The 16616-nt window shown below is 56.3% G+C and carries 17 protein-coding genes and 2 pseudogenes; 13 read left to right on the top strand and 6 right to left on the bottom strand.

The genetic code is table 11. The annotated features are described in order from the left end of the window. Positions 1-80: 80 nt before the first annotated feature. Entirely contained in the window at positions 81-482 is a 402-nt protein-coding gene (locus ACX3YF_RS27630) for a hypothetical protein (RefSeq protein ID WP_458974655.1), read from the bottom strand. A gap of 278 nt (positions 483-760) precedes the next feature. On the opposite strand from ACX3YF_RS27630, the gene ACX3YF_RS27625 reads away from it, so the two are divergent. Further along, positions 761-1255, top strand: a complete 495-nt coding sequence (locus ACX3YF_RS27625; RefSeq protein WP_103406909.1) for a cupin domain-containing protein — start codon at positions 761-763, stop codon at positions 1253-1255. A gap of 165 nt (positions 1256-1420) precedes the next feature. On the opposite strand, the gene ACX3YF_RS27620 is transcribed toward ACX3YF_RS27625, so the two are convergent. Beyond that, positions 1421-1741 carry an isochorismate lyase gene (locus tag ACX3YF_RS27620; protein WP_196586400.1) on the bottom strand — a complete coding sequence of 107 codons (321 nt, stop codon included), beginning with the start codon at positions 1739-1741 and terminating at the stop codon, positions 1421-1423. 84 nt (positions 1742-1825) lie between these two features. Further along, complete coding sequence (locus tag ACX3YF_RS27615; RefSeq protein WP_130211573.1) at positions 1826-2755, bottom strand: LysR family transcriptional regulator; 930 nt, start codon at positions 2753-2755, stop codon at positions 1826-1828. A 323-nt stretch (positions 2756-3078) separates the two neighbouring features. On the opposite strand from ACX3YF_RS27615, the gene ACX3YF_RS27610 reads away from it, so the two are divergent. From ACX3YF_RS27610 to ACX3YF_RS27585, 6 genes and pseudogenes are all read left to right on the top strand, one after another. Further along, positions 3079-4515: an NAD-dependent succinate-semialdehyde dehydrogenase gene (locus tag ACX3YF_RS27610; RefSeq protein WP_448646346.1), complete on the top strand. Its 1437-nt coding sequence runs from the start codon at positions 3079-3081 to the stop codon at positions 4513-4515. A gap of 11 nt (positions 4516-4526) precedes the next feature. Next, positions 4527-4865, top strand: coding sequence for a carboxymuconolactone decarboxylase family protein (locus tag ACX3YF_RS27605; protein ID WP_196586397.1), 339 nt, complete (start codon positions 4527-4529; stop codon positions 4863-4865). After that, on the top strand, positions 4862-5863 hold the full coding sequence (locus tag ACX3YF_RS27600; protein WP_130211570.1) for an NAD(P)H-quinone oxidoreductase: 1002 nt from the start codon (positions 4862-4864) through the stop codon (positions 5861-5863). The genes ACX3YF_RS27605 and ACX3YF_RS27600 overlap by 4 nt, the downstream gene beginning before the upstream one ends. A gap of 69 nt (positions 5864-5932) precedes the next feature. Continuing rightward, a pseudogene (locus ACX3YF_RS27595) lies at positions 5933-6172 on the top strand (metallophosphoesterase family protein); the annotation flags it as partial. A gap of 445 nt (positions 6173-6617) precedes the next feature. After that, positions 6618-7427 (top strand): glycosyltransferase, encoded by an 810-nt coding sequence (locus tag ACX3YF_RS27590; RefSeq protein WP_130211569.1) that lies wholly within the window; start codon positions 6618-6620, stop codon positions 7425-7427. A gap of 76 nt (positions 7428-7503) precedes the next feature. Then, positions 7504-8307: a 2OG-Fe(II) oxygenase gene (locus ACX3YF_RS27585; protein ID WP_458974654.1), complete on the top strand. Its 804-nt coding sequence runs from the start codon at positions 7504-7506 to the stop codon at positions 8305-8307. Between the two features lie 271 nt (positions 8308-8578). On the opposite strand, the gene ACX3YF_RS27580 is transcribed toward ACX3YF_RS27585, so the two are convergent. Next, positions 8579-9217 (bottom strand): LysE family translocator, encoded by a 639-nt coding sequence (locus tag ACX3YF_RS27580; RefSeq protein ID WP_458974653.1) that lies wholly within the window; start codon positions 9215-9217, stop codon positions 8579-8581. Between the two features lie 301 nt (positions 9218-9518). Here ACX3YF_RS27580 and ACX3YF_RS27575 point away from each other — a divergent pair, with 301 nt between their 5' ends. Next, a complete protein-coding gene (locus ACX3YF_RS27575) occupies positions 9519-10559 on the top strand; it encodes a DUF1254 domain-containing protein (RefSeq protein WP_448646351.1) in 1041 nt (346 codons plus the stop codon). Positions 10560-10641: 82 nt separating this feature from the next. Here the strand turns inward: ACX3YF_RS27575 and ACX3YF_RS27570 are convergent, their stop codons facing one another. After that, positions 10642-10860, bottom strand: a complete 219-nt coding sequence (locus tag ACX3YF_RS27570) for a hypothetical protein (RefSeq protein WP_448646352.1) — start codon at positions 10858-10860, stop codon at positions 10642-10644. Between the two features lie 386 nt (positions 10861-11246). Here ACX3YF_RS27570 and ACX3YF_RS27565 point away from each other — a divergent pair, with 386 nt between their 5' ends. The 5 genes from ACX3YF_RS27565 to ACX3YF_RS27545 all read left to right on the top strand — a co-directional run bounded on the left by ACX3YF_RS27565 (position 11247) and on the right by ACX3YF_RS27545 (position 15825). After that, positions 11247-12212 carry an amino acid ABC transporter permease gene (locus tag ACX3YF_RS27565; RefSeq protein WP_448646353.1) on the top strand — a complete coding sequence of 322 codons (966 nt, stop codon included), beginning with the start codon at positions 11247-11249 and terminating at the stop codon, positions 12210-12212. 15 nt (positions 12213-12227) lie between these two features. Then, a complete protein-coding gene (locus ACX3YF_RS27560) occupies positions 12228-12998 on the top strand; it encodes an amino acid ABC transporter ATP-binding protein (protein WP_130211582.1) in 771 nt (256 codons plus the stop codon). Between the two features lie 75 nt (positions 12999-13073). Further along, positions 13074-13913, top strand: coding sequence for a transporter substrate-binding domain-containing protein (locus ACX3YF_RS27555; protein WP_047527816.1), 840 nt, complete (start codon positions 13074-13076; stop codon positions 13911-13913). A gap of 105 nt (positions 13914-14018) precedes the next feature. Then, the gene (locus ACX3YF_RS27550; RefSeq protein WP_448646354.1) at positions 14019-15326 is read left to right on the top strand and encodes an NAD(P)/FAD-dependent oxidoreductase; all 1308 of its coding nucleotides are present in this window, start codon (positions 14019-14021) and stop codon (positions 15324-15326) included. 28 nt (positions 15327-15354) lie between these two features. Continuing rightward, positions 15355-15825: an Lrp/AsnC family transcriptional regulator gene (locus ACX3YF_RS27545; RefSeq protein ID WP_130211579.1), complete on the top strand. Its 471-nt coding sequence runs from the start codon at positions 15355-15357 to the stop codon at positions 15823-15825. Here ACX3YF_RS27545 and ACX3YF_RS27540 read toward each other — a convergent pair. Then, positions 15822-16505, bottom strand: a pseudogene (locus tag ACX3YF_RS27540) (LysR substrate-binding domain-containing protein); the annotation flags it as partial. The gene ACX3YF_RS27545 and the pseudogene ACX3YF_RS27540 sit on opposite strands and share 4 nt — an antisense overlap. Between the last annotated feature and the right edge of the window lie 111 nt (positions 16506-16616).

The following is a 16616-nucleotide window of genomic DNA, read 5'->3' as shown; positions in this document are numbered from 1 at the left end:
AGGGTGGAATTGCACCGAACACGAAAAAGCCCGGCTGATCAGGCCGGGCTTTTGCGGGGTACTGCGGTAGAGCGAATGGCTTAGGCAGCGCGGTTCTCGATCAGGCGATCGGAACCACCTTCGGCGACGGTGTTGCCTTGCAGGCGGTCGGAGCCATCGGCGGCGACGGTGTTGCCTTGCAGGCGGTCGGAGCCATCGGCAGCGACGGTGTTGCCTTGCAGGCGGTCGGAGCCATCGGCAGCGACGGTGTTGCCTTGCAGGCGGTCGGAGCCATCGGCGGCGACGGTGTTACCTTGCAGGCGGTCCGAACCATCGGCAGCGACGCGGTTTTCGATCAGGCGGTCAGAGCCACCTTCAGCCACACGGCTTTCAATCAGGCGATCCGAGCCACCTTCAGCGACAACAGGCTGAACAGAAGTCGCGGCAAAAGCGTTAACGGCGAAGATCGAAAAAGCGATGCTGAGGATGGTTTGGCGTTTCATGATCGTGTGCTCCGGGGTGTTGTTTGTTGGGTATGGAGCCCATGTTACGCCGCGGTTTTTTTAAGAGAACTTCATTGAGGTGATTGTGAACATCGACGGGATTGATAGGGCGAGCAGAACACCGCTGGTGAGCGTGATGAAGAGGCGAAGCCTATGCGGCGGCACATTGATTACATTGGGTATCAACTGTAATTCGCGATCACGTCATTATCAGTAATGCCCATCAGAAATAGAGTCCGCCTGACGATGTTGTCTTCTGCGCAGTTAAGGTGCCTCTCATGATTCAGAGCATGATCAAAACAGCGGGTCTGGCCGCCCTGCTTGTCGCAAGCGCGGCAATGCCACTCGCCCAGGCACAACCCTTGCCACTCGATAAAGTCGGTGCCTTGCATAATGAAGACGTGGAATGGCGCAACTTTCCGGCTTTCCCGAAAGAAGTGAAACTCGCTGTAATCGCCGGCGACCCCAGTAAACCCGCACCCTATGTAGTGCGAGTCAAAGTGCCCAACGGCATCAAATTAATGCCGCATACCCATCCGGAAGATCGTATCTACACCGTCATGTCTGGTGTGTTCTACATCGGCTTCGGCACTGTTTTCGATCCAGACAAACTGGTGGCCTATGGTCCGGGTAGCGTGGTGATACTCCCGGCCAATACGCCGCACTTTCACTGGGCGAAATCAGGGGAGTACATCTCGCAAGTCTACGGAACGGGGCCGTTGGGGCTTGAATACATCGATAGCCATGACGATCCGCGCAACGCGTCGAAGTGACAAAACCCCCTGTAGGAGCGAGCCCGCTCGCGAAAAACCCGAGGGCGCCGCAGGTAACCGGTTGCCAACGAAGCCGGAGCTATCAAACAGCCCGCATTTTCACACCGCCTGGTGCACCACCGAGATAAGCCCGGTGCGCCAGGCTGGATATCCGGTAATCCGGGATTACGTTGTGGGCAATTGCGCCGACCAGTGTTTCATCTCTTCGGCAATGAAATGGTTAACCAAGTCGCTATACAACTTTTCGATCGCATCCGGGCTCAGGCCTTCGGCCTCTGCCCATTCGCGACGTGTCGCGAGCATGGCATCGAATCGCTCCCGGGCACGCACCGAGGCCGCAGAGGTCTTGAATTTCGAAGCCGCAAGCACGTACTGGAAACGCTTGCCCAACAGCTTGATAACGGCCCGGTCGAGGGCATCGATCTCGCGTCTGATGTCCTCCATTCCGGCGCATTCTGAGGGTTGCAATTGATTGGAAACGTCCATGTGAGTCACTCCCTTTGCTGAAATAAATTGTGAAACGGCTAATGTGCTATTCAGGGTCTTTCTTTCCCGAGAGTCTCGAGCCGGTTACCTACCGATAAGCTCTCTCGCGGTGTCTGCCAATTGGCTACCCACCCGTGCTTTTAGCGTTTCTATGAAGCGGGTTATCTTCGCATCGACAAACTGGCGGGACGTGTAAACGGCATAAACATTGCGCTCGTAGGTATGGTACTCCGGCAAAACGCGCACGAGTTTTCCCGAGCGCAGATCGTCGATGGCCGAGAATCCGGCCAACAAGCCAATCCCCGCTCCGGATCGAACGGCGACGGCCATTGCATCCATATCATTTACGCTAAAGCTCGGCCCGGTGGGTACGAAAGTGGCGGTGCCGGATCTGCTTCTCAGTTGCCATTCATCCCGTGCGTAATCAACGGTGCCCAGCAACAGGCACTGATGATCGTTGAGGTCTTCAGGCGTCGCCGGCGGTGCATGTTGTGCCAGGTAGGCAGGGGACGCGACCAGCACGCAATGACTGACCCCAATCTTTTGACTGACGTACGCTGAATCCGGCAGCGTTCTGGCAATCAGAATTGAAACATCCAGTTGGTCTTCCAGCAGGTTCGGCATCCGTTGGGATAGCAGCAAATCGACCGTGACTTCCGGAAACTCCTTGCGGTACTCAAGGACGGCGCCGGTCACCAGATGACGCGCAAGGCCGGGCACGCTATGAACCCGTAGCGTGCCCTTGGGTTCCAGGATCGAATTACTCGCTTCGGCCTCAGCGTTTTCGAGGTCGGCCAGGATCGCCGTACAGCGTTCGTAAAATCGTCGACCGGCGTCAGTCACGGAAAGACGGCGAGTGGACCTTTGCAGCAGGCGGGCATCGAGCATTGTTTCGAGCGCGGAAACGGCACGGGACACATTGCCGACGGTCGAGTCCAGATGGTTGGCCACTGCGGTGAAAGTGCCCATCTCAACGACTTTTACGAACACAGACATATTTGAAAATTTGTCCATCCCTACCGTCCTTTTCTACCGGTTTAACGCTCAAGTTGCAGAGAGTATCCACTGAGGCTGTTCAGTGCTCGTGAGCGCAACGCCACCACTCACCGACCCCGCATCATGGACGTTGACTGTTGAGGACACAACTCAACGTCGGCGCGTGATCTTCCCTCTGCACACAACAATGATTCCCTCGTGGCTATCTAAATCAAACCTGTCGCCCTCCATAGACTGGGTTGCACGGGCCGCCTGAACCGGCTCTGTCGTAAACCACCGAAGCGAGGACTCACGCAGCGCGCTTCGGTCCGATTCCTGACAATCAAGTGAAGGCCACAACTATGAACACGCCATACGACGCGCTCTATCTTTTCATGGGTGGTGAGTGGATCAGCGCTGAAGGGCGCGACACCGCAGCCGTCATAAACCCAGCCACGGAAACTGAAATCGGACGTGTGCCGCTGGCCACTTCATCCGACCTTGACCACGCCCTTGAGGTCGCCCGGCTCAGCTTCCAGACGTGGCGCCAGACGGTGCCGGACCAGCGCGCAAAAATTCTCAAGCGTGCCGCTGATCTCATCCTCGAGCGAGCGCCGCACATCGCATCCCAGATGACGCTGGAGGAGGGCAAACCCCTTGGCGAAAGCATGGACGAGGTCACGCGTGCAGCAGAGTATTTTGAATGGTTCGCCGAAAGCGCCCGTCGTATCGATGGCCGCGTCGTGCCGGCCAACCGCCCAGGCGTGTTGCAACTGGTGAAGCGCCAGCCAATCGGCCCGGTCGCAGCCTTCACGCCCTGGAACTTTCCGGCCATTACTCCGGCGCGCAAGTTGTCAGCTGCTTTGGCGGCAGGTTGCAGCGTCATTCTCAAACCCGGTGAAGAGAGCCCTTCCACGGCGCTGGCCCTTGCTCGCGCCCTTGATGATGCGGGCTTGCCCAAAGGCGTTCTGCAAGTCGTTTTCGGTGTACCGGATCAAGTCTCCAGCCACCTGATTGCCTCGCCGATCATTCGCAAGGTGACCTTCACCGGTTCCGTACCGATTGGACGACTGCTGTCGGCCAGGGCAGCCGCAGGCGTCAAGCCAATCACTTTGGAACTGGGTGGCCACGGCCCTGTGCTGGTGTTTGAAGACGCCGACATTGAAAAGGCGGCAGTGGAAGGCGTGGCGAATCGGTTCCGGGGTACCGGGCAGGTCTGTATCTCGTCAACACGCTTCCTGATCCAGCGTGGTGCTTATCAGGCGTTCACCGATCACTTTGTCGCGGCGACCAATGCCCTGAGAATCGGCAACGGCCTGCACCCCGATACTCAGGTCGGGCCACTCGCCAACCCAAGGCAATTGTCAAAGATGGAAGAACTGGTGGCTGACGCCGTCGAGAAAGGCGCGCGGGTGCTTGCCGGCGGCGAATGCTTGCCAGGACAAGGCTATTTCTTCCAGCCCACCGTTTTGGCTGATGTGCCCATGGACGCTCGGGTCATGCATGAAGAACCCTTCGGCCCCATCGCGATTTTAATGCCCTTCGATACGTTGGCCGACGGCCTGGAAGAGGCCAACCGCCTGCCTTACGGGTTGTCTGCCTACGCCTTTACCGCTAACGCTCGAACCGCCATTGACGTCGCAGATGGCCTCGAGGCCGGAATGATCGGGATCAATCAATACCGAATTGTCGCCACTGAGCTTCCCTTTGGCGGCATGAAGGAGAGCGGTCATGGCTCAGAAGGCGGCATTGAAGGCATCGAACACTATCTGACCAACAAATTCATCAGCCAGATTTAAGGACGCCCGACATGTCGAACATCAATTTCAGCAGCCCCCGTGAAGCGGCCAGAGCGTTCACCCCAAAGCTCTCGCAGTTCGTCGACGCTACGCTCTATCCGCAAATATGGAGCGATCCGGCACTGTCTCCACGTGACCGCAGCCTGATAACGGTGGCTGCATTGATTGCCGGTGGTCACGCCGAAGAGCTGCCTGCGCACCTGCGGCGCGCGGTCAGCAATGGGGTCACCCATGACGAAATATCCGCAGCGATCACCCACCTGGCGTTCTATGCAGGTTTCCCTGCCGCCATCACCGCGTCCGCCATTGCCAATGCCACATTCACTCAATCGCAGGCGAAGCAACCATGAAAGCCATCACCATTGAAGAATTCGGCAACCCCGACGTGCTGAAGTTGAAGGACGTTCCCGACCCCGTAGTGCGTCCTGCCGACCTGCTGGTGCGCGTCTATGCAGCCGGTGTCAATCGCGCGGATCTGACGCATCGCTCCGGTGGCTACGGGCGTCCTGATTTCGGAGACTCACCCATCATCGGGCTTGAGATCGCAGGCGAGGTCATCGATAAAGGCAATGCCGTCGTTGGTTTCGAAGTGGGGGATCGGGTGATGGGCGTGGTGGGTGGCGGGGCGTATGCCGAGCTGGCACGCATTGACTACCGCATGGCCATGCCAATTCCTGCTCAGCTGGATTACGTGCACGCGGCGGCGATTCCCGAGGTGTTTGTCACCGCTCATGAGGCGCTGATGCATCTGGCTCGACTCAAGCCAGGTGACTCGGTCTTGATTCATGCCGCCGCGGGTGGTGTTGGCTCCGCTGCGGTGCAGCTCGCTTACGCCACAGGTGCGACGGTTTATGCGACAACCGATGGCAGCAAGTTATCCCGCGTCGAGCATTTGGGTGCTGATGTCGCCATCGACTACAAGAACAGTGATTTCGCCGAAGTCATCGCCAGCAAAACCGATGGCCGGGGTGTCGATGTCATCATCGATTTCGTCGGCGAACCTTATTTCGCCCGCAACCTGGCTTCACTCGCTAACGGCGGGCGACTGATCCAGGTTGGTATCCTCGGCGGTGGCGGGAAGGTCGCCCTGGAACTGGAGCACATTCTCTACCGTCACCTGCAAATCATCGGCACGGTCATGAAATCCCGTACCCAGCCGGAGAAGCACGACATGATCAAGCGATTCCGCGAGCACTGGCTTGAACGGTTCGAAGGGGGAGGAAGCCTGGAGCCGGTAGTCGACAGTACCTTCCCCCTGTCACGCGCCGCAGATGCCCATCGCAGGATGGAGTCGTCCGAAAACGTCGGGAAGATCATTCTCACGATGCAGCCTGCGGACTTGCTCTAAGTCTGGTCTTCTGCAAGCGGTGCCTGTCCAAGTTACCTTGTGTCATCCTGGCAGGCATTCACTTGTGCAGATGGCTGGCACACCCTGCTGGTCCACGACATGGCCGACGTCCCGGCAGTGCTCGATGCCGGCACAAGGCTGGTGATGACCGGCCATTCCCTTAAGCCACGCATCGAATGGCGTGGTGAACGGCTGTTCCTCAATCCAGGCAGCGCGGGGCCACGGCGGTTCAAGTTACCGGTGACGTTGGCGTTGCTGGAAGTGCAAGAGGGGGCGATTGAGCCGCGATGGGTTTCGCTTTTTGAATGAGGGGGAAGCTGAAGGCTGGTCGTTCATGTCTTTGACAGAGGAGCACCAGGTTCCGTCGAGCGAATGAGTAAAGGGGGCTGGGAAGCGTGCTGCGTCTTTTAGCGAGTGCCTGGATTGAGTCAAAACGGTTTTTTGGAAGGCAGATAAACGGGCCAGGAGCAGCCCCCGCCAGTGTCTACAATCGAGACGGAATCACTGATGTGGTCTAAAGTTGTAACGAATTAATTCATGGGTCATTACCTGTAGAGCAGATTCTTATAGGATGCAGTCCGCTTCTGCTGCTCTCCTTCAAGTCTGGGTGAACCACGATTATTGTGCATGGCAAAGCGACCTGACAAACTGGGCTCTGTAGCGGCGCAAGGTTTTCCGCGGAAGAACAAGCAAAAGCTGGATACAGGTTCAATTACGTCTAAAAATAAATACAGCACTAATGGGCACATGAACAATGAAAAATCCAGTCTTTCCAGCTGAGAGTTACAAATCCTTCAGCATTGTCATAGTGAATTACAAAACGCCCGAAATCACCAAGATATGCCTGGATTTATTGCACCAACACCTAGGTAATGACAACGTCCCAATATGGGTGGTTGACAACAATTCCGCTGATGAAAGTACTGAGTACTTACGAAGTCTCGATTGGATCAATTTAATCGAGCGCTCTGCTCCTGGACCGGAAATTGGTCACATCGCACATGGCAAGGCACTGGACCTGGTTTTACAGCGAGTTGAAACTGATTATTTATTTCTGATGCACACGGATACATTTGTTTTCGACAAAAATGTTTTCCCAATGATGTTGAGCAAGTGCTTGAAAAACCCGAAAGTCGTCGCCGTAGGTTGTGTTGAACAAATCAATCGTGGTACCGCGAGAACGCTTTGGCGCTTTAGCTCACGACTGTTCAAACATCATTACAGACGCCTGAAAATGTCCGTTGGATTACGCTCAAGAGAACCAAAGCCGTACAGGGAAGTCTACTTGAAAAGTTTCTGTACATTGTGGAACTGCAAACTTGTCAAGCAACATGACATGCATTTTTCCATGGATGAGCGTGTACCAGGATACACTCTCCAAGACCGCATGACCGAGCTTGGCTATGTCGTAGAAATGTTATCGCCGCGTAAAATATTCAGCTATCTGGATCATATTCAGGCCGGCACCGTCGCAGCAGCTGGCGGCTATGACAAGACTCATAGACGAACCAAAATGTACAACAACATCCTTAATCGCCTGAACAAGGGTGACAGAAGGATCTAAGCTACGAGCAGACGCAGCGTGTTCAAGGTTGTTTCAAGTCACCCACAAGTCTATATGTCAAGTTATTGGAGCGGTAATGGCACCCATCACTCAAGCACTACCTATCACCCTGTCACCGGAGCTTGATTTCGACCAAAACGCTGCCAGCGCCTTTGGCGACTCACTGATCAGTCACTATGTTAAGGCTACGCCATTTCCGCACATAGTCATCGACAATTTCTTGCATGAAGAGCTGATTTCGCGTATCTGCTCGCACTTCCCAAGCGAACCGACCAACAATGAAATGCTCTACGAGCGCGGCTATAAAGGTCAACTAAAGCGCCAAATCAACCCCAACGAATGCGACCCTTTCTTGAAAACTGTTTTCAACGCCTTTAACTCGGCGCCCATGTTGCAGTTTCTTGAAAAGCTCACAGGCATTCACGGCTTGATACCCGACCCCTACTTTACCGGTGGTGGCCTGCATGAAACGAAAAGCGGTGGTTTCCTGGGCGTGCACTCGGACTTCAGGCTCAACAAAAAGCTGAACATCGAGCGCAGACTGAATGTCATCATTTATCTGAATGAAGACTGGCGAGAAGAATACGGAGGCAACCTGGAGCTTTGGGATGTCGGCATGAAGACCTGTCTTAAGAAAGTTCTGCCTGTTTACAATCGCTGCGTCATTTTCAACACAGACAAAGACAGCAATCATGGACACCCGGAACCTTTGACGACTCCAGAGCACATCACCCGCAGGTCTATAGCGCTTTACTACTACACCGCCGCAACCATGGCGATCGATCCCACACAAAGAAACAAAACCCACTACAAACCAAGGCCTAAAGATCGTTTGAGCCTGAAGTACTACATCAATAAATTAATCAAGAAGAAAAACTGAAGGGTATCGCCTGACGATCGATTTCGTGCATTTTTTAGCGTCAGGTTGCAAGAATAATGGGGGCGGATTTATATAGTGCAGTGAAAAAACACATACGGCCCCATCTTCCTTGAAAGTCAGCTAACGGCCGATGCTGTTGAAAAAGTCGGCCATGGTTTGCGCAACTAAAAAGTACACCTCCGAGATTGAAATCTTCACTTTCGGCAGAGTCTTCCAGACGCAGATCTCACGTAGCGGCGTGTCAAAAAGCGGTTTCACCAATACTCAAGTCTCAGGCCGTCTGCCTGCGTATAGCGAGAATCGCAGTGCCAAATCCGATGAACGTGACTCCCACCACCCGGCTAACCCAGCGGGCCAACTCGGGTCGTACCAGCAGGCCCTTGGCACGTGAGGCCAGCGCGGCATACAGGCTCAACGACGACACTGAAAGCGCCATGAAAATCGCGGTCAGGATCATGAATTGTGGGAACAGGGCTGCGCCTTGATCGATGAACTGCGGGAATAACGCCGTAAAAAACAGAGTCGCCTTGGGGTTGGAGAGCGCGGTAAAAAACGCCGACCTGTACAGTTTTAGTCGTGTGGGTCTGCGGCTCGGGCCCTCGTGAATGCCATTAGCCAGCAGCGGCGTCTTATTGAGCAACTGCCTCACCCCCAGGTAGAACAGATACCCGGCGCCAACAATCTTCACCATGTTGAACAACCCTTCGGAGCTGGCAAGCAGCGCCCCCAACCCCAGCATTGCAGCCCCCGACAGGCAGAACAGGCCAGTGGCATTGCCCAGCGAGGACCATATCGCGCTGCGTTGTCCATGGGCGAGACTGTTGTTGATCGCCATTAATGTCGCAGGCCCGGGGCTGGCGATGGCAATCGCGGCGACCAGGGTAAAAGCCAGCATCGTGTTCGGGTCCATGGTTCCAGGCTCCTGAATAACTGAGGGTATGCTATCGAATACTTCGTTAGCTGATGACGCAAATTACTCATCATCTACAGGCGTTACCGAAGCCCCGCCAGCGACACCACGGCAATAGCCACCGCGAACAGCATTGGCAAGCGCCACGCGCTAACCTGCGAGTAATGAGTGATGAGGACGCCCATCAGCCGGTCCCGAACGCAGCTAACGGTCAAGAGCGGATATCCTTTCGACGCCAGACTATAGTGTCGAAGCGATTAACCGGTTCGACACTATCTCTCGGCTAGCTGAAAGGATTCGTATGAAGCAGAAAGCATTGTTCACTTTTTTCGCGTGCACCACCTTCACCTGCATGGCCTGTGCATATGCCGAGGAGCCGCTGCCCAAGCCAGGCGCAACGCCGGTGACGGTTGATAATTTCGTAAGGGCGGAGTCAGACCTGTACATCGGCTCACTGGCGGAACAGGGTGGCCTCGGCAAGCTGCTTCATCGTCGTGAAGCAGCCGACATCGAGCACCAGACCGTCATACGGCTCAATCGAGACACACTTTACAGCTCGGGGGTTTTCGACCTCGATGCGGGCCCGGTAACGATTACACTGCCCGATCCCGGCAAGCGCTTCATGGCGCTGCAAATCATCAACGAAGACCACTACACCCCGAATGTTTTCTACGGTGCTGGCACGCACACCCTTACCCGCGAAGGCGTTGGCACGCGTTACGTGATCACTGCGATCCGCACGCTGGTCGACCCCAACAGCCCGGATGACGTCAAACAGGTCCACGCGTTACAGGACGCTATCAGCGTGAGCCAAAAGGATCCCGGCGCGCTGGAGCTGCCGCTATGGGATGCCGGTAGCCAGAAGAAAGTCCGTGATGCGCTGCTGGTGCTGTCTTCAACTATTCCCGACTTCAGGAAGGCGTTTGGCACTCGGGCCGACGTAGATCCCGTGCGCCACCTGGTGGGCTCTGCTGCCGCTTGGGGCGGTAACCCGGACAAGGACGCGACCTACCTGAACGTGACTCCGGCCAACAATGATGGGGAAGCGGTGTATCGCCTCACGGTGAAAGATGTTCCCGTCGATGGCTTCTGGTCAGTTAGCCTCTACAACGCTGAAGGGTACTTCGAAAAGAACGCCGCCAATGCCTACACGCTGAACAATCTGACGGCGAAAAAATCGGATGACGGTTCGATCACCATTCAGTTCGGTGGCTGTGACTTGAAGACTGCCAATTGCTTGCCGACCATGAAAGGCTGGAATTACACCGTGCGATTGTATCGGCCAAAAGCGGAAGTTCTCAGTGGCACGTGGAAGTTCCCCGATGCCAGACAGGTTAACTAAGCTCTGAATAATGGGGACGGATTCATATAGGAAAAAATAGATCCGTCCCCATATTCGATGGTCCCCATATTCGATGGATGTATCAGTCGTCTCTGTCGTCACGATCGCGATAACGGTAATGACGACTATCGCGGTCATGGTCGCGATGGTCATAACCCTGATCAGAGTCATCCCTTTGGTCGTATCCGCGGCGATGATCGTGATATCGGCCATACCTTTCTCCATCATCCCAGTGAGGGCCGCAGCCTGCCAGCAAGAGCGAGCTGGAAATGGCCAGGATCATCATTACTGCGCGATTCATTTGCATGTCCTAAAGGTCAGGGGGATGAGACGGTTGGCTGCCCGAAAGTTTCGTTTGGACAGCGTTTAACCCAGGGTATGACTACTCAATAACTTAATGATTCCGTTCAGTAATACAGAGAAGCGTGTATTCACGCCGGAGGCGTGCGCAGTAGATAAAGGCCTTTCAGCGATCGATAAGATCCAGGTCCTCCTTTATGGCGCTCGGGCGCCATTCAAAAAAGCCTTGCCGTCAGAATGGCCGGGAGTCCTGAGCAGATGTCAGGGTCATAACCACCGATATGCCGGAAAAAACCGATAAATCCAATATTCTGCAGGGTCCCGCCCGGCATTTCGCACACTCATAATTGGCTTACAACAAAGGGACACCCCTAAGGAGCGTAAGCCATGTACAAAGACCATATCGTCAAGGCGCGCATGACTGACAGCGCCCTGTTCATGGGGGTAGTCGCTGCAGTCATTTTCATCATCACGCTGGTCTGCGGTGTAGGTGAAGGCCGTCTTTCCACGTTGATGGGGCCAATCGTTCTCGACCTGAAAACTCCTCTGGCGCGTGACATCGCCGTCGGGGGGACCTTCACCATCACGGCCGTGCTGAATCTGTTCATCCTTGGGCGGTTTCCCTTGCGGGCGCAGATCATTACGGTCTGGTGCGAATTGCTGGTGCTGTTCCTTTTATTCTTCGACACCTTCAATCTTTCTTACAGCTTCATCGCGACCAAAGTCGGCTTCATGATTACCCAAGGGGTTTTCACCACCGTCTACGTGTCCGCGATTTCCATTGCCATTGCGTTTGTCCTGGCATTGCTGGGAGCGACGGCCCGTTTATCTTCCAACGGTTTCGCCATTGCCATCGCGAGCTTCTACACCTCGTTTTTCCGAGGTGTTCCGCTGCTCATCCAGATCTATCTCATTTACCTGGGCATTCCTCAGCTCGGCTACGTGGTCGGTGCCGTGCCGGCAGGGATTCTGGCGCTCTCGCTTTGCTACGGCGCCTACATGACGGAGATCTTCCGTGCGGGGATCAGCAGCATCCCGCGGGGTCAGTGGGAAGCCTCCCGGGCGATTGGCCTGAATCCATTTCAAACAATGACCCGGGTCATTCTTCCGCAGTCCATGCGCCTGATCATTCCGCCGACTGGCAACCAGTTCATCTCGATGCTCAAGGACAGCTCACTGGTGTCCGTGATCGGCGTCTGGGAACTGATGTTCCTGGCGCGAACACAAGGACGCGCCGAGTTCCGTCACCTGGAAATGCTCATCACCGCAGCCGTGCTGTATTGGCTGCTGTCGATCGTGCTGGAAACCGTTCAGTCGCGTCTGGAAAAGCACTTCAATCGCGCCCACCGCTGAATCAGGAGCCTTACGATGAATCAGCCGTCAGCTTCAGCAGTCACTGCCCCGTATCCCGCCATTTCAATTCACGAGATGCAAAAATGGTATGGCGATTTTCATGTGCTCAAGGGGATCGACCTGCACATTTCCAGCGGCGAAATCGTGGTCGTCTGCGGTCCATCGGGTTCCGGAAAGTCGACATTGATTCGCTGCCTGAATCTGCTGGAAGACTTCCAGAAAGGCAAAGTGTTCATCGACGGAATCGAGTTGACCCGCAATGCCGCCTGCGTGGCCAGCATCCGGCGTCAGGTCGGCATGGTCTTCCAACAGTTCAATCTTTTTCCGCACATGACGGTGCTGGAGAACCTGATGCTGGGGCCGCGCCTGGTGAGCAGGCTCGATGAGTCGCAGGCTCGCCAACTGGCCTACGAGTACCTGGATCGAGTGCGGATCGGGAACCAGGCCGACAAGTACCCCAGCCAGCTCTCCGGCGGTCAGCAGCAACGCGTTGCCATCGCTCGAGCCCTCTGCATGCGACCACGCATCTTGCTGTTCGACGAACCCACCTCGGCACTTGATCCCGAAATGGTCAAGGAAGTGCTGGATGTCATGGGCGAACTGGCTCAGGACGGCATCACGATGGTGTGCGTCACCCACGAGATGGGGTTTGCCCGGCGGGTCGCCGACCGGATCATCTTCATGGATCAGGGTTGTATCGTCGAGCAGGCCAAACCCAATGAGTTTTTTGAGAACCCGCAGCATGAACGCGCCCGAGAGTTTCTGTCACAGATTCTCAGCCACTGAGAAGCATCGTCACACCGTCCAACGTCATCGATAAAAACAACAAAGACCTGCACTCAACTACCTGGAGGCTTACTCATGATCTCGATCACTCGCTTCTTCACCACAGCGGCTATCGCCACAGCCGTCACGATCAGCTCGGGCGCCGCCTGGGCGGGCTCGACCCTCGACCGCATCCATGAAACCAAGGTGATCAAAGTGGCCACGGCCGCCAACTGGCCACCACAATCGTTCCTGGGGCCGGACAACAAGTTGCAAGGTTTTGATATCGATGTTGCCACCGAAATCGGTCGCCGCCTGGGTAGCAAGGTCGACTTCGTCACCCCGGAATACGGGATCATCACCGCAGGGCGCTGGTCGAATCGCTGGGACTTGTCGGTCGGTTCGATGACGCCAACCACCGAGCGCTCCCGAGTCCTCGACTTCCCCGCGATCTACTACTACACGCCCTATGTATTCGCCGTGCACAAGGATGCAGCCGGGGCAAAGGCGGCGGACCTGAACGACAAGATCATCGGCGTCGAAGCAGGCACCACGTCGGAGGACTATATCAATCGCCGGCTCAAGATCGACGCCGCCGATGTGCCGGCGTTCACCTACGACGTCACACCCGGCGAGGTGAAGACGTATGGCGACAGCATGGGCCCTCTGGATGATTTGCGTATGGGCAACGGGGTCCGACTGAACGCCACCCTGTCCGCGCTTCCAACTGTTGTCGCGGCCGTCAAGAATGGCTATCCCATCGTACGCGTGGAAGGCAAACCCGCTTACTACGAACCGCTGGCCATCGCCGTGGATAAAGGCGATGAGGCGTTCAATAGCGAATTGAGCAAGGCCATTGCGCAGATGAAAGCCGACGGAACGCTCAAGCAACTTTCCGAGAAGTGGTACGGCGCCGATCTCACCCAGGTGCAATAAATCCGGGTGCAATAAATTCCAGTGCAATAAACCCAATCACTGCAGGCGCCCGTTCCAAACGCGGCGCCCTGCATGACTGCGCCGCGAAGAAGGACAGGGGACTTCATGTACACGTATAACAACAATTACTACACCGCCACGATGAACGACACGGCTGAGCGCGCGGCGCTGTCAGGCAATGTCCAGGCCGATGTGTGCGTCATCGGCGCCGGCCTGGCGGGGCTGAGCACGGCCTGGGAGCTGGTCTCACGAGGAAAGTCCGTGGTGCTGCTCGAGGCAGGCCGAGTTGCCTGGGGAGCCTCCGGCCGTAACGGTGGCTTCGTCCTTCAGGGCTGGTCCGAAGGATTGTCATCCATCGAGCGGCGCTGCGGAAAAGCGACAGCCGCCGCCCTGTTCAAACTGTCGCTTGAAGGAGTCGACACTGTTCGCGACATGATCGCCCGTCATCAACTGCCAGGTTGCTCGCCAACGCCTGGAAAATTGAGCGTGGTTCGCTACGAGGATGGCGATAATCTCAAGCGTTTGCGCGACAGGATGGCGACGGATTTCGACTTCCACCTCGACTACCTGGATCGCCAGGCCGTGCGTGAAAAACTCAAGACGGAGCGGTATTTCCAGGCTCTGCGCGATACCCATGGATTTCACTTCCATCCCTTGAACTATTGCTTGGGCCTGGGCCGGCTGATTGAACGCAACGGCGCAAAGATTTACGAACAGTCGCCCATGAGCCGTGTCGAGAGCCGAAACGGGCGACACCGAGTCATCACTGACCGGGGCACTGTCGATTGCGCCAACGTGGTGTATTGCTGCGGCGGTTATGGCGGCCCCGAGTTCGGTAAATTACGCCGCGCCTTTCTGCCCATTGCGACCTACGCGGTGCTGACTGAACACTTGGGCGAGCGCCTGGCCGATGCGGTAGGCACCACCGATGCCGTGGGTGATAATCGCCGGGCCTCAGACTATTACCGAATCGTCGAAGGTGACCGACTGCTCTGGGGCGGTCGTATCACCACCAGGAACCTGCAGGACGAAAAGCGCCTGGGGCAGTTGCTGACGGAAGACATTCTCGACGTGTATCCGCAATTGCGCGGCATCAAGATCGAAAAAGCCTGGTCGGGACTGATGGGTTATGCGCGGCACAAGATGCCTCACATCGGCCCTCTCGGGAAGGGGCTATGGGCATGTACATCATTTGGTGGCCATGGTATGAACACGGCCCCTATCGGCGGGCGCGTCATTGCCGAAGCCATTTGCGGCGAGACCCATCGCTACCGTCTTTTCGATGCCTACGGCCTGGAATGGAATGGCGGCCCGCTCGGCCCGGCTGCGGCGCAAACGGTATATGCCGGTCTGAAAATGATGGACAAGTTTCAGGAAACGCGTTCGCAACGCAGGGCGAGTCAAAAAAACTGAAAACCACAGTGAGGTCAAGGCAGTGTTGATGGATGCGCAGAATCCCGGTCCGTTGTTTAACCTGACTGATAAGGACCGGCAGTTGCTTGGCCTGCTGCAGGCCAACGCCCGCGAGCCCACGGCATCATTGGCACGTAAACTCGAGGTCTCACGCTCTTCGGTGCAAGAACGCATCGCCCGCCTGGAAAAGGCCGGGGTCATTACCGGTTACAGCGTGCGCATCGACCAGAACAGACTCCAGCAGACAATCAACTGTTTCACCATGACCTCCTGCACCAACAAGAGTTATACCGATGTCATGACCTCGCTTCGCAAGATGGATGCGGTGCAGGCGGTGTATGCGGTCTCGGGCGAATCCGACTTCATCATCCATCTCGCCACGTCGACGCTGAGTGAACTCAATGCCGAGCTTACCCGGATCAACATGATCAAAGGCGTGGCGCACACCGCGTCGCATATTGTGATGGAAACCAAATTCAGCCGGAAATTGACGGTTTAAAGCCTGCCCATCAACTCAGCGACCCAATCGATGAACACGCGCAGTTTGATGCTGATATGCCGGTTCGGGGGAAATGCCACGTAGATGGGCATCGGATCGAGGCTCCAGTTCTCGAACAGGGGCACCAATTCGCCGCGTGCTTCGAAGGTGTTGGACATGTACTTCGGCAGCCAAAGAACACCCAGCCCGGCCAGGCCGGCTGCGAGGTAGGCGTTGCCATCGTCGACTGCCAGCGCGTAGCGACCTTTGATCTGGATACGCTCAGCGTGGTTGTGCAGAGCATAGGGCACGGCTTTACCGGTGCGCGCCCACAAGAAACCGACGATACGATGCGGCGAATCTTCCAGCTCCCGCGGATGCGCTGGGATTCCGACGCGTGCCAGGTAGCTCGGCGCTGCAAAAACGCCAAGCTGGAGGTCGCCTACCTTCCGGGCCATTAACGACTGATCCTTTATCTCGCCGCCGCGCACCACGCAATCGACGTTCTCACCGATCATGTCCACGATACGGTCGCTGACGCCCATGTCGATCTGAATGTCCGGGTATCGCCTGTAAAACCCAGACAATGCGGGGACCAGAATCATGCTGGCCAGCGGGCTTGGCACATCCACTCGCAATCGGCCCCTGGGCAGCGTCGAGGCGCCGGACAGGCTGGTCTCGGCGTCGTCCATGTCGGCCAGAAACCATCGGGGGATGATCTGGTCAGTGATTACGTAAGGGAGCGGTACGGAAAGCGGTCCATCATGAACCGTTGGGCTGCAACGAGTCGCACGTCGGATCCAGGGAAACAA

The sequence above is a fragment of the Pseudomonas fluorescens group sp. PF-69 genome (assembly GCF_054481235.1).
Note: the sequence above shows the minus strand (reverse complement) of the source record. Positions and strands in the feature narration are given on the sequence as shown.

Coding starts and splice junctions, on each gene's coding strand:
- ACX3YF_RS27560 (WP_130211582.1), top strand. CDS start 12,228: ATGAATCAGCCGTCAGCTTCAGCAGTCACTGCCCCGTATCCCGCCATT.
- ACX3YF_RS27600 (WP_130211570.1), top strand. CDS start 4,862: ATGAAAGCCATCACCATTGAAGAATTCGGCAACCCCGACGTGCTGAAG.
- ACX3YF_RS27615 (WP_130211573.1), bottom strand. CDS start 2,755: ATGGACAAATTTTCAAATATGTCTGTGTTCGTAAAAGTCGTTGAGATG.
- ACX3YF_RS27575 (WP_448646351.1), top strand. CDS start 9,519: ATGAAGCAGAAAGCATTGTTCACTTTTTTCGCGTGCACCACCTTCACC.
- ACX3YF_RS27610 (WP_448646346.1), top strand. CDS start 3,079: ATGAACACGCCATACGACGCGCTCTATCTTTTCATGGGTGGTGAGTGG.
- ACX3YF_RS27585 (WP_458974654.1), top strand. CDS start 7,504: ATGGCACCCATCACTCAAGCACTACCTATCACCCTGTCACCGGAGCTT.
- ACX3YF_RS27545 (WP_130211579.1), top strand. CDS start 15,355: ATGGATGCGCAGAATCCCGGTCCGTTGTTTAACCTGACTGATAAGGAC.
- ACX3YF_RS27570 (WP_448646352.1), bottom strand. CDS start 10,860: ATGAATCGCGCAGTAATGATGATCCTGGCCATTTCCAGCTCGCTCTTG.
- ACX3YF_RS27565 (WP_448646353.1), top strand. CDS start 11,247: ATGTACAAAGACCATATCGTCAAGGCGCGCATGACTGACAGCGCCCTG.
- ACX3YF_RS27620 (WP_196586400.1), bottom strand. CDS start 1,741: ATGGACGTTTCCAATCAATTGCAACCCTCAGAATGCGCCGGAATGGAG.
- ACX3YF_RS27555 (WP_047527816.1), top strand. CDS start 13,074: ATGATCTCGATCACTCGCTTCTTCACCACAGCGGCTATCGCCACAGCC.
- ACX3YF_RS27590 (WP_130211569.1), top strand. CDS start 6,618: ATGAAAAATCCAGTCTTTCCAGCTGAGAGTTACAAATCCTTCAGCATT.
- ACX3YF_RS27630 (WP_458974655.1), bottom strand. CDS start 482: ATGAAACGCCAAACCATCCTCAGCATCGCTTTTTCGATCTTCGCCGTT.
- ACX3YF_RS27605 (WP_196586397.1), top strand. CDS start 4,527: ATGTCGAACATCAATTTCAGCAGCCCCCGTGAAGCGGCCAGAGCGTTC.
- ACX3YF_RS27550 (WP_448646354.1), top strand. CDS start 14,019: ATGTACACGTATAACAACAATTACTACACCGCCACGATGAACGACACG.
- ACX3YF_RS27580 (WP_458974653.1), bottom strand. CDS start 9,217: ATGGACCCGAACACGATGCTGGCTTTTACCCTGGTCGCCGCGATTGCC.
- ACX3YF_RS27625 (WP_103406909.1), top strand. CDS start 761: ATGATTCAGAGCATGATCAAAACAGCGGGTCTGGCCGCCCTGCTTGTC.